The organism is Mycobacterium europaeum, from assembly GCF_034555895.2.
GTDB classification, from domain to species: Bacteria; Actinomycetota; Actinomycetes; order Mycobacteriales; family Mycobacteriaceae; genus Mycobacterium; species Mycobacterium europaeum.
In genome coordinates, this window is the sequence record NZ_CP157315.1 from 3648135 (window position 1) to 3661668 (window position 13534).

A 13534-nucleotide genomic window follows, 5' to 3' on the forward strand; every position below is an offset into this window, starting at 1 on the left:
CTCATCCGCCACTGGGGGGTCGGTGAATCACCTTCTTCGGGAGTTCCGCCCCGTATTCCTGATCCTCGAACTTCTGCTGTTTACGCTTGCGCCAGCCGCTGCCCGCCGAGTTCGTAGCCGGCGCCATCATCGGCATCAGCGGCATTCCGGTCAGCCCGGCGTCGGCCGGCAGGGGCGACACCGACGAGGCCAGCTGCACCGGCGTCTGCGTCGCCGGGAGCAGCCCCACCACCGCGGGCGGCGCGGTCAGCTTGCCCAGCGAAACCCCGACCCCCATCGCGGCCGCGGGTGCGCCGCCCGGAGCGGCCGAGATCGCGCCGGCCAGCCGGGTCATCGACGCCGCCAGCGCCCCCTCGCCCTCCGAGAGCCCGAGGCCGATGTCGCTGCCCACGCCCTGCAGAGCCTGGGCGGACGTGTTCTGCGCCAGGTAGCTGAGCAGGTTGACGGGAAAGCCGGACGAGATGAACTGGTTGCCCCAGGTGCTGACATAGCTGAACCAACCCGCGTTCGGGTCGAACGGGGTGACGCCGAGCTGGTCGATGGCGTTCCCGGTGGTGCCCGCCGTGGTCAGCAACGAATTGGACACTGCGGCATTTTGGTTGACCGCGGCCGTCGGGCTGCTGATGGTCAGCGGCGAATTGAATTGAGACAGCTGGCCCGTCGCCTGTGAGGAGGTGGCCTGGTACCGGGTCATGGCCGCCGAGTTGTTCGCCCACATGGTCTGGTATTCGTCTTGGGTCGCGGCGATCGCCGCGGTGTTCTGCCCGAAGCGGTTGGTGGCCAGCAGCTGCGCGAGCCGCGTCCGGTTGGCGGCCACCACCGCCGGATGGACTACCGCCGCGCGGACGGCGGTGAAGGCCACCGCGGCGGATTCCGCCGAGGCGGCCGTTTGCTGGGCCTGCTGGGCGGTCTCGCGCAGCCAGATGAGGTAGGGCTGGACGGCCTGGAGCATCGCCATCGAGGAGGGGCCGTTCCACGACTCGATCAACGACGAAAGAGCGGACGCATACACGGCAACCGAGTTCTCCAGCTCGACGGCCAAGTTCTGCCACGCGCCGGCGGCCTCGATCAGCGAACCCGCTCCCGGCCCGGAGTGGATGAGCGTCGAGGTGACCTCAGGCGGCGCGAATAAGTCCATCACATCTCACATTGTCTACGTCGAGTACGCGGCCGGAAAATTATGCTTACCAGGTTGCAAACTGCCCGGAAATAATAGGCGTTCACCCCCCAGGGTGGCCCCCAGATCCTTCCGCGTCGAGTCCCGGACGGGACGAACGATATACCCCTGCCGTTAGGGTAACCAAAGCATTAACCGGGTGGGCCCGTTCCAGGCAGCCGATCAGCCCCCGCGACGGCTCTTTCAGACGGTCACCGCGGTGCCGCGGGCCGGCCGGCGGCCGGGTCCCGCCCAGGTGCGGCACGCCGACGTCGATGGGGTCGAACCGCGGCGGGATCTCGTTGAGTTCCTCGACGAGCAGGGTGTCGCCGGAGATGTAGAGCCGGCGCCCCGGCGCGTGCCTTCCCGGCAGCGACGTCAGGGTGAGGGTCGTGCCGCCCGGGGTGATCTTGTGCTGTCCCCACGTCAGCCGGCGATGACCTCCCGGCCATCGCTACCGATCCAAAAGCCGGCAGGAAAGCGGTAGCGTCACTGGTTGCTGGCTGGGTTGTCGACGGCACTGCCACCGCAAGCACTCGGCACCGCCCAGCCGTGGGGTGACGGGAGGCAAGCATGAAGCTCGGCATCGTCGGAGCATTGGCCGCCCTGCTGATGGCCGCGGGGCTGATCGCCGCCGCGCCGCCGGCCGGCGCCGGCTGCCAGTACGGCGGACCCGTCCTCAGCAAGTGCGATGGACCCGTCCAGCCGGACGGCACGTGGCAGCGGTGCGTCGCGGTGGCCCGATTGATTCCCAACGGCGCCAGTTCCTACCTGGTGCCCGACGGGCACTGCGACACGATGGGTCCCGACCATCCCCCTTCGGATTTCACCTTCGCCGACCCGCCGACGCACATCGACGGCTGAGGCCGGCAACGACTCCACACCCGTGGCTCACGCGGGCCCGGCCGTCAAAACGGTGGTGGGTCATCGGGGTCGATGGGTGGGGCGGGTCTGAAGTAGTTGGGGGTGGCGGCTTTTCGGGCGGCGCGGGCTTGGCAGTTGTGTGTGCGTTCGGTGGCGATGCGGGTGGCGCGGTCTTGGGCGCGAGTGCGGCGGCGTCGGGGCATCATGACGGTGCGTTCGGCGCAGTAGTCCTGCGCGGCTGGGTCGGCTGCGGCGGCGGGCAGCGCCGCCGTGGGTGCGCACAGGCTGGGGAACAGCAGGGCGCTGCCCGGGGTGGTGACGTAGCTGTGCCCGGTGGGTAGCCGCCAGATCACACTGCCGTCGGGCAGTTGTTCTTCGCGCCAGCCCCAGAAGGTCTTGAGCAAACGATGTTATCGAAAGCCGAAAGAACCTTTCGAATCCCTAAAAACGGATGGCGGGTCTTCCAGTACCTTCTCGATGGCGTCGTCCACTGCCTGCCGCCTGGCATGAATGGTCGGTCCATCATCGAGGTCCTGCATGACTGCTCCGACTTCGATTTCGAGCCGAGACACGGCTTCCGCCGGGGCGGTTAGCCCATGCATCTTCAAGTTCTCCATGACCAGCGGTAGGCGGTCCGGGACGTTCAGCTCCCGGAACTCTCGAAAGGCCGCGTTTAAGCGGTCCTCCTCGTCGGGATCGACGCCCTCGCGCATTGCGTATGTGTGTCCGATGCTTTCTAGTCTTCGAGCGATATTCCCCGCTTCTAGGACCAGGTCCAGCACTTCTCGCCGTCGCATCTTGGCCCAGTCCGCCGCACGGTTCTTTTGCTGTTCGGCCGCTGTGGCGTCGATCTGCTTCTGCACGTTCTCGGCGTTCGCCTTGATCTGACGCGTGACTGCGCGGTAGGCGATGGCCGCCGCCATGACGGCCAGGGCGCCCGCGATGACGGTGGCTAACGGTTGAAGCCAGACATCGGCGGCGACGAAGACGGCGTTGACCGCGTCAGCCATGTCGTCTCCTACGTCAATTGGATCTGGGATCACGACGACGATTGTGACCGAAGGCGCTCGGCGGGCGGGGTAAACGGCCCAGACACGGCGCCGCTCCACCGTATTACGGTATGTAATACACTAGTGGTGTGGCGGATTGGACCCACCGACGCGACTACATCGCCGCCAAACACAGCGTGACCGCAGAGCAAGCCGACGAAGCACTAGACGACCCCAATGCGGTCACGTTCGACCCCGACTACAACAGCACCAGCGGCGAGTCAGTTCGCACCATCGGCTACTCCACCAGCGCCCGCGCCGTCCTGGCGGTCATCACCGTCGAAGACGACGGCATCGTCTACGGCGCTAACGCGTGGAAAGCCAACAGCCGTGACCGCAGCTACTACTACCCAGGAGGCCAATAGTGAGCAAGAAGACAGAGCGGCTCTCTGACCGACTTGCCCGCATCGGCGACGAGGCCGAAGCCGGTGAAGCCGACCAAACTCCGCACCCAATCGGCGAGCACACCAAGGTAAGTCGCGGCAACCCACGAAACAAGGTGCTGCAAGTGCGGCTCAATCCCGACGAATACGCGGCCATCGAACGCATTGCGGAAGCCCGCGGCCTGCCATCGTCGACAGTCGCGCGTGAGGCACTGATGAAACTGATCGCCGATGAAGCGCGAGACCCCCTCGTGGGGTTGCTCGCGCTGGTAACCCAAATGCTGACAGCCGTCGAAGCTATTGCCGCACAGGAGGATCTGAAACGGGTTGGTCGCGGTGAGCCCTCCCGGGCTGACTCGGCGGAAGACCGGCGAAACTAAGGGCCCGGTCGTCGGCTGACGAAAACGCGTCGCTCGCCCGTCATCGGATCGTCGAACTCGATGCGCTGCGCCAATAGCCGCAGCGGCGTGCTGAAGTCGCCAGGCGGCACGTCAATGATGTTGGGATACAGGGGATCCCCGTCGATCGGCAGGCCGAGGGAGGCCATGTGCACGCGCAGCTGGTGGGTCCGCCCGGTGCGCGGGGTCAGCCGGTACAAACCGTCCGGGGAAACGAGCTCGACGAGGGTCTCCGCGTTGGCCGCGCCGGGTTCGCTGACGGCCTGTAAAACCCCGCGCCGCTTGATGATCCGGCTGCGCACCACGCGCGGCAACACCACGGCGGGATCCACGGCCGCGCGCGCCAGATAGGTCTTGCGGACCAGGCCACGCGAGAACAGCGTCTGGTACGCGCCGCGCACCTCGCGGCGCGCCGTGAACAGCAGCACCCCGGCGGTCAGCCGGTCCAGCCGATGGGCCGGGCTCAGCTCCGGCAGACCCAGGTCCCGGCGCAGCCGCACCAGCGCCGTCTGGGCCACGTGCCGTCCGCGGGGCATGGTGGCCAGAAAGTGTGGCTTGTCGACCACCACGATGTCCGCGTCGCGATGCAGCACCGGGATGTCGAACGGCACCGGAACCTCATCGGGCAGCTCCCGGTACAGAAACACGTGTGATCCGGCGGGCAACACCGTGGCTTCGTCGACCACCGCACCGGCCGCGTCGACCACCTCGCCGGCCAGCACCTTCGACCGCGCCGGCGCACCGAACCGGTCGGTCAGCTCGGCCATCACCGGGCCCCCGCGCAGGCGCACGCGCGCCGGGCCGAGCCCGTCCCGCACCGGAAGGGGTGCGGGCCTCACCACGCCCTCAATTCAAAGGCACCGGCTCGAGGATCTCCGCGCGGGCCTCCGGGGCGCTGGCGCGCAGCTCGTCGGCCGACACGTCGTCGGGCTGGGCCTGCGACAGGATCTCGGCCTCCACCCGCGCGGAGTAGTTCGACACCTCGCGCTCCACGTCCGCCACGCTCCAGCCGAGCACCGGGGCGACCACGTCGGCCACCTCGCGCGCGCAGTCGACGCCGCGGTGCGAGTATTCGATGGAGATGCGCATCCGGCGGGCCAGGATGTCCTCGAGATGCAGTGCGCCCTCGGCGGTGACGGCGTAGAGCGCCTCCACCTTGAGGTAGCCGGGCGCCTCCTTGATCGGGCTGAGCAGGTCGGCGTTTCCGGCCGCCAGCGCCAGCACGTCGCCGATCATCGAGCCGTAGCGGTCCAGCAGGTGGCGGACCCGGTACGGGTGCAAACCCTGCAGCGCCGCAACGTGTTCGGCCTGATTGACCAGCGCGAAGTAACCATCGGCGCCCAGCAGGCTGACCTTCTCGGTGATCGAGGGCGCCACCCGGGCCGGGACGAACTGCGCCGCGGCGTCGATCGCGTCGGCCGCCATCACGCGGTAGGTGGTGTACTTGCCGCCGGCGATGGCCACCAGGCCCGGCGCGGGCACGGCCACGGCGTGCTCGCGGGACAGCTTGGAGGTCTCCTCGCTCTCCCCGGCCAGCAACGGGCGCAGCCCGGCGTACACGCCGTCGATGTCGGCATGGGTCAGCGGGATGGCCAGCACCGTGTTAACGGTCCGCAGGATGTAGTCGATGTCGGCCTTGGTCGCCGCGGGGTGGGCCAGGTCCAGGTTCCAGTCGGTGTCGGTGGTGCCGATGATCCAGTGGCTGCCCCAGGGGATGACGAACATCACCGACTTCTCGGTGCGCAGGATGATGGCGACGTCGCTGACGATGCGGTCGCGCGGCACCACCACATGCACGCCCTTGGAGGCGCGCACCTGAAATCGCCCGCGCTGCTTGGACAATGCCTGAATCTCGTCGGTCCACACCCCGGTCGCATTGACCACGACGTGGCCGCGGACTTCGGTGGTCGACCCGTCCTCGGAATCGCGGACCCGCACGCCGGTCACCCGGTCGCCCTCGCGCAGCATCGCCACCACCTGGGTGGAGGAGCGCACCACCGCGCCGTAGTGGGCGGCCGTGCGCGCGACGGTCATGGTGTGCCGCGCGTCGTCGACGACGGTGTCGTAGTAGCGGATTCCCCCGACCAGGGATGTCCGCTTCAAGCCGGGACTCAAGCGTAATGCGCCGGCGCGGGTCAGATGCTTTTGCGCCGGAACGGATTTCGCGCCGCCCATCCGGTCGTAGAGGAAGATGCCCGCCGCCACGTAGGGCCGCTCCCACACGCGGTTGGTGAGCGGGAACAGGAACGGCATGGGCTTGACCAGATGCGGCGCCAACGTGGTCAGCGACAGCTCCCGCTCGTAGAGCGCCTCGCGTACCAGGCCGAACTCGAGCTGTTCGAGATAGCGCAAGCCGCCGTGGAACATCTTCGACGAGCGGCTCGAGGTGCCGGACGCGAAATCGCGCGCCTCGACCAGCGCCACCTTGAGCCCGCGGGTGGCGGCGTCCAGCGCGCAGCCGGAGCCCACGACGCCGCCGCCGATGACGACGACGTCGAACTGCTCGGTGCCGAGCCGCTCCCAGGCCACCTTGCGGTGCTGCGGTCCCAGCACGGACGCCGGCGAGCCGAGCTCGCTGGGCGCGTGAATCGGATCGATCACAGCCGAGCACTCCTCACCGGAAACTCCTGTCGGTTACTCGCCAGTAGGACGGTGTCGAACCAAGGCTAGTCCAGATCGTCGTGCGCCATCAGCCGACGAGCGGCCTCGGTGATCGACCCGGACAACGACGGGTAAACGGCGAGCGTCTGCGCCAGCTCGGTGACGGTGATCCGGTTCTGGACGGCCACCGCGATCGGCAGGATCAGTTCGGAGGCGATCGGGGCCACCACCACGCCACCGATCACCACGCCGGTGGATTTGCGGCAGAACATCTTCACGAAGCCCTGCTGCAGCCCCGACATCTTGGCCCGCGCGTTGGTGCGCAACGGGAGCATGATCGTGCGGGCCGACACCGAACCGTCGTCGATCATCGTTTGCGGCACGCCGACGGCCGCGATCTCGGGCCTGGTGAACACCGTCGCCGCCACCGTGCGCAGCCGGATCGGGCTGACGCCCTCGCCCAGCGCGTGATACATCGCGATCCGGCCCTGCATGGCGGCGACCGACGCCAGCGGCAGCAGGCCGGTGCAGTCGCCGGCGGCGTAGATGCCGGCCACCGAGGTCCGCGACACCCGGTCCACGGTCAGGTAGCCGCCGCGGCCCAGCTCGATCCCGACCCGGTCCAGGCCCAGGCCGCCGGTGTTGGGGACCGACCCGATGGTCATCAGGGCGTGGCTGCCCTCGACGGTGCGCCCGTCGGCCAGGGTGACCAGCACGCCGTCGGCGGTGCGGGTGACCGACTGGGCGCGGGCGTTCTTGACCAACTGAACGCCGCGCTCGGAGAAGGCCTCCTCCAAGACCAGGGCGGCGTCGGCGTCCTCGTAGGGCAGCACCCGGTCCCGGCTGGCGACCACCGTCACCGGGACGCCCAGCTCGGTGTAGGCGTGCACGAACTCGGCGCCGGTGACGCCGGACCCGACGACGACGAGGTGCTCGGGCAGCGCCTCGAGGTTGTAGAGCTGCCGCCAGGTCAGGATCCGCTCGCCGTCGGGCTGGGCCGACGGCAGGATCCGGGGACTGGCGCCGGTCGCGATCAGCACGACGTCGGCCTCGAACTCGCTGGTGACGGGGCCGTCGGGCCCCGGATCGGAATGGGTGGCCTTGACGCGGTGGCAGGCCAGCCCGGGTGTGGGGTCGATCAGCTCGCCGCGCCCGGTGACCACGTGCACGCCCATGGTGAGCAGCTGATCGGTGATATCGGCCGACTGCTCGGTGGCCAGTTGCTTCACCCGGGCGTGGATCTGCGGCAGGGAGATCTTCGCGTCGTCGATTTCGATCTCCAACCCCAGCCGCGGCGCCCGGCGCAGCTCGGTGCGCAGCCAGGTGGAGGCGATGAAGGTCTTGGACGGCACGCAGTCGTCGAGCACGGCCGCGCCGCCGATGCCGTCGGAGTCGATGACGGTGACGTGGGTGCTGTCGGGGTGGGAGGTGGCGGCCACCAGGGCGGCTTCGTAACCGGCCGGGCCTCCACCGAGGATCACGATGCGGGTCGCCACAGCCCCAACCTAGCGGGGCGACCCGCCACCCCGCAGCGCGGCGACGATGCACGCCGCGCCGCGGCGTGACGAGAAGCCGCGCCATCGGACACCGCGGCGACGATGCACGCCGCGCCGCGGCGTGACGAGAAGCCGCGCCATCGGACAGCGCGGTGACGATGCACGCGGGAGAAGACCGCCCGGGCATGCGACGTCTAAGCTTTCCCCGTGCCGCTCTACGCCGCCTACGGGTCGAACATGGATCCTGAGCAGATGCTCAAGCGCGCACCCCATTCGCCGATGGCCGGGACGGGCTGGCTGCACGGCTGGCGCTTGACGTTCGGGGGCGAGGACATCGGCTGGGAGGGCGCGCTGGCCACCGTGGTCGAAGACCCGGATTCCAAGGTGTTCGTCGTGCTCTACGACATGACCCCGGCGGACGAGAAGAACCTCGATCGGTGGGAGGGCTCGGAGTTCGGCGTGCACAAGAAGATCCGGTGCCGGGTGGAGCGCATCTCGTCGGACACCAGCACCGACCCGGTGCTGGCCTGGCTGTACGTGCTCGACGCCTGGGAGGGCGGCCTGCCCTCGGCGCGGTATCTGGGCGTGATGGCCGATGCGGCCGAAATCGCCGGCGCCCCAGCCGATTACGTGCACAACCTGCGGACCCGGCCGGCCCACAACGTCGGCCCGGGAACCAGCGCCTAGGGCCCACCGCGAGTGTCGATCCTGTCCGCGCCGGTGGTCGCCGACGCCCTGGCGCGTGCGTTCGCCGCCGTCGTCAACCCCGCCCCCAAGCCCGGTGTGCGCTTCCCGGAAATTTCCAGCCGAACCTCTGCGGCCACCATCCCCACCCGGCACGGCCCGGTATCGGCGACCGTTTACCACCCGCCGGCGGACCGCACGAGTCCGCCCGTGTACGTCAACGTGCACGGCGGCGGCTTCGTGGTGGGGCACCCTGAGCAAGATGACCCGTGGTGCCGGTACCTGGCCGTCAACGCGGGGGTGGTGGTAGTCAACCCGGACTATGTGCTGGCACCGCGTCACCGCTTTCCGGCGGCACCCCTTCAGGTCTACGACATAGTGCGCTGGGCGGCCGGCCCCGACCGTGACTGGGACGGCAGCCGCCTCTGTGTCGGCGGCCAGAGCGCGGGCGGCAACCTCAGCGCCGCGGCGGCCCGGCTGGCGTTGGAGAACGGCGGCCCCGACATCGCCCTGCAAGTGCTGCACTACGCGCCCCTCGACCTGGTCACACCCGCCCGCGACAAGCCATCCACGGTGGGCGACCGGGCGGTGATGAAGCCGTGGATGGGCGAGGTTTTCGACACCGCCTACGTGCCCGACCCGGCGCAGCGCAGGGACCGTTTGGCGTCTCCCGCCTGGGCCGGCAACGCCGACCGGCTCGCCGGCATCGCGCCCGCGCTGGTCGTGACGGCCGAACAGGACCGGCTTCGCGACGAAGCCCGCCGATACGCCGAGAAACTCGACGCCGTCGGGGCGTTGGCCGAGTACTACGAGGTGGCCGGCGTCGATCACGGCTACAACATCATGAGCGACGCCACCGACGTCACGTTGCGAAGTTATGCCCACATCGCCGAGCACGTGGTGCGGGCGACGCGCTAGGGCGAGGAGAACGCGGCCGACTGCTCGACGATGTTGACCATCACGCGCAGCCCGATCGCCAGGGCGCGCTCGTCGAGGTCGAACGTCGGCTGGTGCAGGTCCAGCTGCGGGCCCTGACCCGACCACACTCCCAGGCGCGCCATCGCGCCGGGGATCTCCTCGAGGTACCAGGAGAAGTCCTCGCCACCGCCGGACTGGCGGGTGTCGGCCAGCGCGTCGGGGCCGATGGCCTCGATCGCGTGGGTGAGGATGCGCGTCGAGACGTCCTCGTTGACCACCGGCGGCACGCCGCGCCGGTACTGCAGCGTGTGTTCGATGCCCAGCGGCGCCAGCAGCGCCGACACCGTCTCCCGGATGATCTCCTCGAGCCCCACCCAGGTCTGCCGGCTGGCGGTGCGGACCGTCCCGCCCAGCACCCCGCTCTGCGGGATGGCGTTGGCGGCCACCCCCGCGTTGACCGCGCCCCACACCAACACGGTGCCGTTGCGCGGGTCGATGCGCCGCGAGAGCACCCCGGGCAGCCCGGTGATCAGCGTGCCGAGCCCGTAGACCAGGTCGGCGGTCAGGTGTGGGCGCGACGTGTGCCCGCCCGGGGAATGCAGCGTGATCTCGATCTGGTCGGCCGCCGATGTGATGGGGCCGTGCCGGACCGCGACCTGCCCGACCTCGAGCCGCGGGTCGCAGTGCAGGGCGAAGATCCGCGACACCCCCGAGATCGCGCCCGCGGCGATGGCGTCGATCGCGCCGCCGGGCATCAGCTCCTCGGCGGCCTGGAAGATCAGCCGCACCCCCACCGGCAGCTGCGGCACCGAGGCGAGGGCGAGCGCGGTGCCGAGCAGGACCGCGGTGTGGGCGTCATGGCCGCAGGCGTGCGCGACGTTGGGCATGGTGGAGGTGTAGGGCGCGCCGGTCCGTTCGGCCATGGGCAGCGCGTCCATGTCGGCCCGCAGCGCGATCCTGGGCTCGTGTTCGGGGCCCAGGTCGCAGACCAGCCCGGTGCCGCCGGGCAGCACCTTGGGGTTGAGCCCCGCATCGGCCAACCGCTCGGCGACGAACTGGGTGGTGGCGTACTCCTGGCGGCCCAGTTCGGGATAGCGGTGGATGTGCCGGCGCCATTCGACCAGGTCGTCGTGGTGGGCGGCCAGCCAGGCGGTGGCGGCATCGGCGAGGCTCATGCGCGCGCCCGCCGTTCCAGCGCCGCCAGCACCCGGTCGCGTTCGGCGGGCGTCTGGGCCAGTTGAACGACCGTGCGGGCCAGCATGATCGCACCCTCGACGACGGCGCGGTCGGCGCTGGGGCTGGCGGCGGCGGTGGTGAACGCGCGCTGGTGAACCATGGCGCCGCCGGCGTCGACCCCGACCACCGGATGGATGCCCGGCAGCACCTGGGTCACGTTGCCCATGTCGGTGCTGCCCATGGGCAGCGCCGCCTCGAACTCGCGGGCCACCGGCTCCCGTCCCAGCCGGCGCATCTCCTCGCGGAAGGTGTCGGCCAGCCATTCGTCGGGGGTGAGCTCGTCGTAAGCGGGTGCCGGGTTGTCGATTTCGTATTCGCAGCCGGTGGCCAGCGCACCCGCGGCGAAGCACGCGTACATCCTGCCCTCCAGCTGTCTCAGCGACTCCGACTCGACGGCCCGCATCGCGTACTGCAGCGTCGCGTGCCCGGGGATGACGTTGACCGCCTGCCCGCCGTCGGTGACGATCCCGTGCACCAGTTGGCCCGGGGCCAGCTGCTGGCGCAACAGCCCGATGGCAACCTGCGCGACGGTCACCGCGTCGGCGGCATTGATCCCCTGATGCGGCGCGACGGCAGCGTGGGATTCCTTGCCACGGTAGTGCACGGTCGCCTCCGACAGTGCCAGCGAGCGGGCGGCCGCGATGTCGGCGGGCCCCGGATGCAGCATCACCGCCGCGGCGATGTCGTCGAACACCCCGGCCGCCAGCAGCAGCGCCTTGCCGCCGCCCGCCTCCTCGGCGGGGGTACCGATCAGCGCCACCCGCAGGCCCAGGTCGTCGGCCACTTCGGCCAGCGCCAGCGCGGTACCCACCGCGGACGCCGCGATGATGTTGTGGCCGCAGGCGTGCCCGATCTCGGGCAGCGCGTCGTATTCGGCGCAGACCCCGACGGTCAGCGGGCCGCTGCCGAAGTCGGCGCGAAACGCGGTGTCCAGGCCACCGGCGGACGCGGTGACCTCGAAGCCGCGCTCGGAGACCAGCGCCTGGGCCTTGGCGCAGCTGCGATGCTCGGCGAACGCCAGCTCGGGCTCGGCGTGGATGGCGTGGGACAGCTCAACCAGGTCGGAGCCACGTCGCCGCACGACAGCCTCGACCCTGTCTGACGGGTTGTCCAATGCGGAGGTGGGCATTCTCGCAGTATCCCACCGCGATGTCGGGGCCCGGGCTATACCAGTCCGGCGATGAATCCCGCCGCCTGCCCGGGGTAGGGCGCCACCCCGTAATCGTGGTGGGCCTCCCGGTCGCGGCCACCGACGACGCACACCGGATCACCGGGGCTGCAGATGTCGATGGCGCGGCCGGCGAACAGACCGGTCGTCGACAGGGGAGTGTTGAAGCGGTTGCCGGGATTGCCGAACACCGCAACCGCCCTGACCTTGTTCGCCAGGCCGGGATCCAGCTCGGGCGCCGATCCGAAGTTGCCGACGGTGTTGCCCAGCGGCGGCACCCCGGCCAGCATCGAGACCGCGGCGGCGCCCTGAGAGAAGCCACCGAGCACCAGCTTCGTCGCCGGGCACTGGTCGACCATCTGCGCGATGTGGTCGCGCGCGTCGTTGGCTCCGTCGGCGGTCTGCAGGAAGTTGTAGCTGGCCGGGTAGTCCACCGCGTACGCGTCGACGTTGCGCGAGCCCAGGTCGTGCTGCAGCGCGGCCAGCAGCGCGTCCCCGGCGACGCCCAGGCCGGGCGGCTCGGCGGTGCCGCGGGCGAAGATCAGCTGCACGTTGGGGCACCCGTCGGCGCGCGCCGATGGCAGCGCGCCGCTTGTGATCGAAAACACTGACACCGCAACGGCGACGGCCAGGCCGACGATCGGCCACCTACGAAGACTCATGCGGCAGATTTTCACACATTCCGGCGGTCACCATCACGGCGCTAACCCAAGGTGACCCGCACTATGCTCGCCGACTGTGAGCGACGTCGCATCCGACCCCGCCGAACTGGCCCGGCGGGCGGCGCACTTCATCGCCGAACGCACCGGCGTGCCCCGGCACGACGTCGCGGTCGTCCTCGGATCGGGGTGGCGCCCCGCGGCGGACGCCCTCGGCACCCCGACCGCCGTGCTGCCCCAGGCCGACGTGCCCGGCTTCGCGCCCCCCACCGCCGTGGGGCACACCGGCGAGCTGATGTCGGCGCGCGTCGGCGAGCGCCGCGTGCTGGTGCTGGTCGGTCGCGTGCACGCCTACGAGGGCCACGACCTGTGTCACGTGGTGCACCCGGTGCGGGCGGCCTGCGCGGCCGGCGCGCGCATCGTCGTGCTCACCAACGCGGCCGGCGGCCTGCGGCCCGACATGGCGGTCGGCCAGCCGGTGCTGATCAGCGACCACCTCAACCTGACCGCGCGTTCGCCGCTGGTCGGCCCGCAGTTCGTGGACCTGACCGACGCCTACGCGCCGCGACTGCGCGAGCTCGCCCGCGTTGTCGACCCCGGGCTGACCGAGGGCGTCTACGCGGGGCTGGCGGGGCCGCACTACGAGACGCCCGCCGAGGTGCGGATGCTGCGGACGCTGGGCGCCGACCTGGTCGGCATGTCGACCGTGCACGAGACGATCGCGGCCCGGGCGGCCGGCGCCGAGGTGCTGGGGGTGTCGCTGGTGACCAACCTGGCCGCGGGGATCGGCGGCCAGCCGCTCAGCCACGCCGAGGTGCTCGCCGCCGGCGCCGCGTCGGCAAGCCGGATGGGCGCCCTGCTGGCCGACGTCGTGGCCCGGTTCTAGGCCATGACGCCCGAGGAGTGGCGGCGACCCGCGGCC

Annotated in this window: 14 protein-coding genes and 2 pseudogenes; 6 read left to right on the top strand and 10 right to left on the bottom strand. The window is 70.3% G+C overall.

All coding sequences use genetic code 11. The features are described from left to right. Position 1: 1 nt before the first annotated feature. The gene (locus U8D42_RS16635; protein ID WP_322859617.1) at positions 2-1138 is read right to left on the bottom strand and encodes a PPE family protein; all 1137 of its coding nucleotides are present in this window, start codon (positions 1136-1138) and stop codon (positions 2-4) included. 241 nt (positions 1139-1379) lie between these two features. Beyond that, a pseudogene (locus U8D42_RS16640) lies at positions 1380-1583 on the bottom strand (MBL fold metallo-hydrolase); the annotation flags it as partial. A gap of 146 nt (positions 1584-1729) precedes the next feature. Here U8D42_RS16640 and U8D42_RS16645 point away from each other — a divergent pair. Further along, positions 1730-2020, top strand: coding sequence for a CDGP domain-containing protein (locus U8D42_RS16645; RefSeq protein ID WP_322859616.1), 291 nt, complete (start codon positions 1730-1732; stop codon positions 2018-2020). A 44-nt stretch (positions 2021-2064) separates the two neighbouring features. Here U8D42_RS16645 and U8D42_RS16650 read toward each other — a convergent pair. Continuing rightward, a pseudogene (locus U8D42_RS16650) lies at positions 2065-2430 on the bottom strand (hypothetical protein); the annotation flags it as partial. Next, on the bottom strand, positions 2431-3030 hold the full coding sequence (locus U8D42_RS16655) for a hypothetical protein (protein ID WP_322860193.1): 600 nt from the start codon (positions 3028-3030) through the stop codon (positions 2431-2433). 128 nt (positions 3031-3158) lie between these two features. Between U8D42_RS16655 and U8D42_RS16660 the strand changes: the two genes are divergently transcribed. Together U8D42_RS16660 and U8D42_RS16665 are read left to right on the top strand one after the other, a co-directional pair. Beyond that, positions 3159-3434, top strand: a complete 276-nt coding sequence (locus U8D42_RS16660; protein WP_322859615.1) for a transposase — start codon at positions 3159-3161, stop codon at positions 3432-3434. Continuing rightward, on the top strand, positions 3434-3832 hold the full coding sequence (locus tag U8D42_RS16665; RefSeq protein ID WP_322859614.1) for a ribbon-helix-helix protein, CopG family: 399 nt from the start codon (positions 3434-3436) through the stop codon (positions 3830-3832). Before U8D42_RS16660 ends, U8D42_RS16665 begins: the two co-directional genes overlap by 1 nt. Here the strand turns inward: U8D42_RS16665 and U8D42_RS16670 are convergent. The 3 genes from U8D42_RS16670 to U8D42_RS16680 form a co-directional block, all read right to left on the bottom strand. Then, complete coding sequence (locus U8D42_RS16670; RefSeq protein WP_322860135.1) at positions 3829-4617, bottom strand: pseudouridine synthase; 789 nt, start codon at positions 4615-4617, stop codon at positions 3829-3831. The two genes, U8D42_RS16665 and U8D42_RS16670, sit on opposite strands and share 4 nt — an antisense overlap. A 79-nt stretch (positions 4618-4696) precedes the next feature. Then, on the bottom strand, positions 4697-6451 hold the full coding sequence (locus U8D42_RS16675; RefSeq protein ID WP_090422784.1) for a glycerol-3-phosphate dehydrogenase/oxidase: 1755 nt from the start codon (positions 6449-6451) through the stop codon (positions 4697-4699). Positions 6452-6516: 65 nt separating this feature from the next. Next, positions 6517-7947 carry an NAD(P)H-quinone dehydrogenase gene (locus U8D42_RS16680; protein WP_322859613.1) on the bottom strand — a complete coding sequence of 477 codons (1431 nt, stop codon included), beginning with the start codon at positions 7945-7947 and terminating at the stop codon, positions 6517-6519. A gap of 207 nt (positions 7948-8154) precedes the next feature. Between U8D42_RS16680 and U8D42_RS16685 the strand changes: the two genes are divergently transcribed. After that, positions 8155-8634, top strand: coding sequence for a gamma-glutamylcyclotransferase (locus U8D42_RS16685; protein ID WP_322859612.1), 480 nt, complete (start codon positions 8155-8157; stop codon positions 8632-8634). A 96-nt stretch (positions 8635-8730) separates the two neighbouring features. Continuing rightward, on the top strand, positions 8731-9549 hold the full coding sequence (locus tag U8D42_RS16690; RefSeq protein WP_322860134.1) for an alpha/beta hydrolase: 819 nt from the start codon (positions 8731-8733) through the stop codon (positions 9547-9549). Here U8D42_RS16690 and U8D42_RS16695 read toward each other — a convergent pair. The 3 genes from U8D42_RS16695 to U8D42_RS16705 are packed head-to-tail and all read right to left on the bottom strand — an operon-like array spanning position 9546 to position 12615. Continuing rightward, positions 9546-10724 (bottom strand): M20 family metallopeptidase, encoded by a 1179-nt coding sequence (locus tag U8D42_RS16695; RefSeq protein WP_090422782.1) that lies wholly within the window; start codon positions 10722-10724, stop codon positions 9546-9548. The genes U8D42_RS16690 and U8D42_RS16695 overlap by 4 nt on opposite strands. After that, complete coding sequence (locus U8D42_RS16700) at positions 10721-11914, bottom strand: M20 family metallopeptidase (RefSeq protein ID WP_322859611.1); 1194 nt, start codon at positions 11912-11914, stop codon at positions 10721-10723. The genes U8D42_RS16695 and U8D42_RS16700 overlap by 4 nt, the downstream gene beginning before the upstream one ends. Positions 11915-11949: 35 nt before the next feature. Then, positions 11950-12615 carry a cutinase family protein gene (locus U8D42_RS16705; protein WP_085241718.1) on the bottom strand — a complete coding sequence of 222 codons (666 nt, stop codon included), beginning with the start codon at positions 12613-12615 and terminating at the stop codon, positions 11950-11952. A 76-nt stretch (positions 12616-12691) separates the two neighbouring features. On the opposite strand from U8D42_RS16705, the gene U8D42_RS16710 reads away from it, so the two are divergent. Then, on the top strand, positions 12692-13498 hold the full coding sequence (locus tag U8D42_RS16710) for a purine-nucleoside phosphorylase (protein WP_085241719.1): 807 nt from the start codon (positions 12692-12694) through the stop codon (positions 13496-13498). Positions 13499-13534 lie beyond the last annotated feature (36 nt).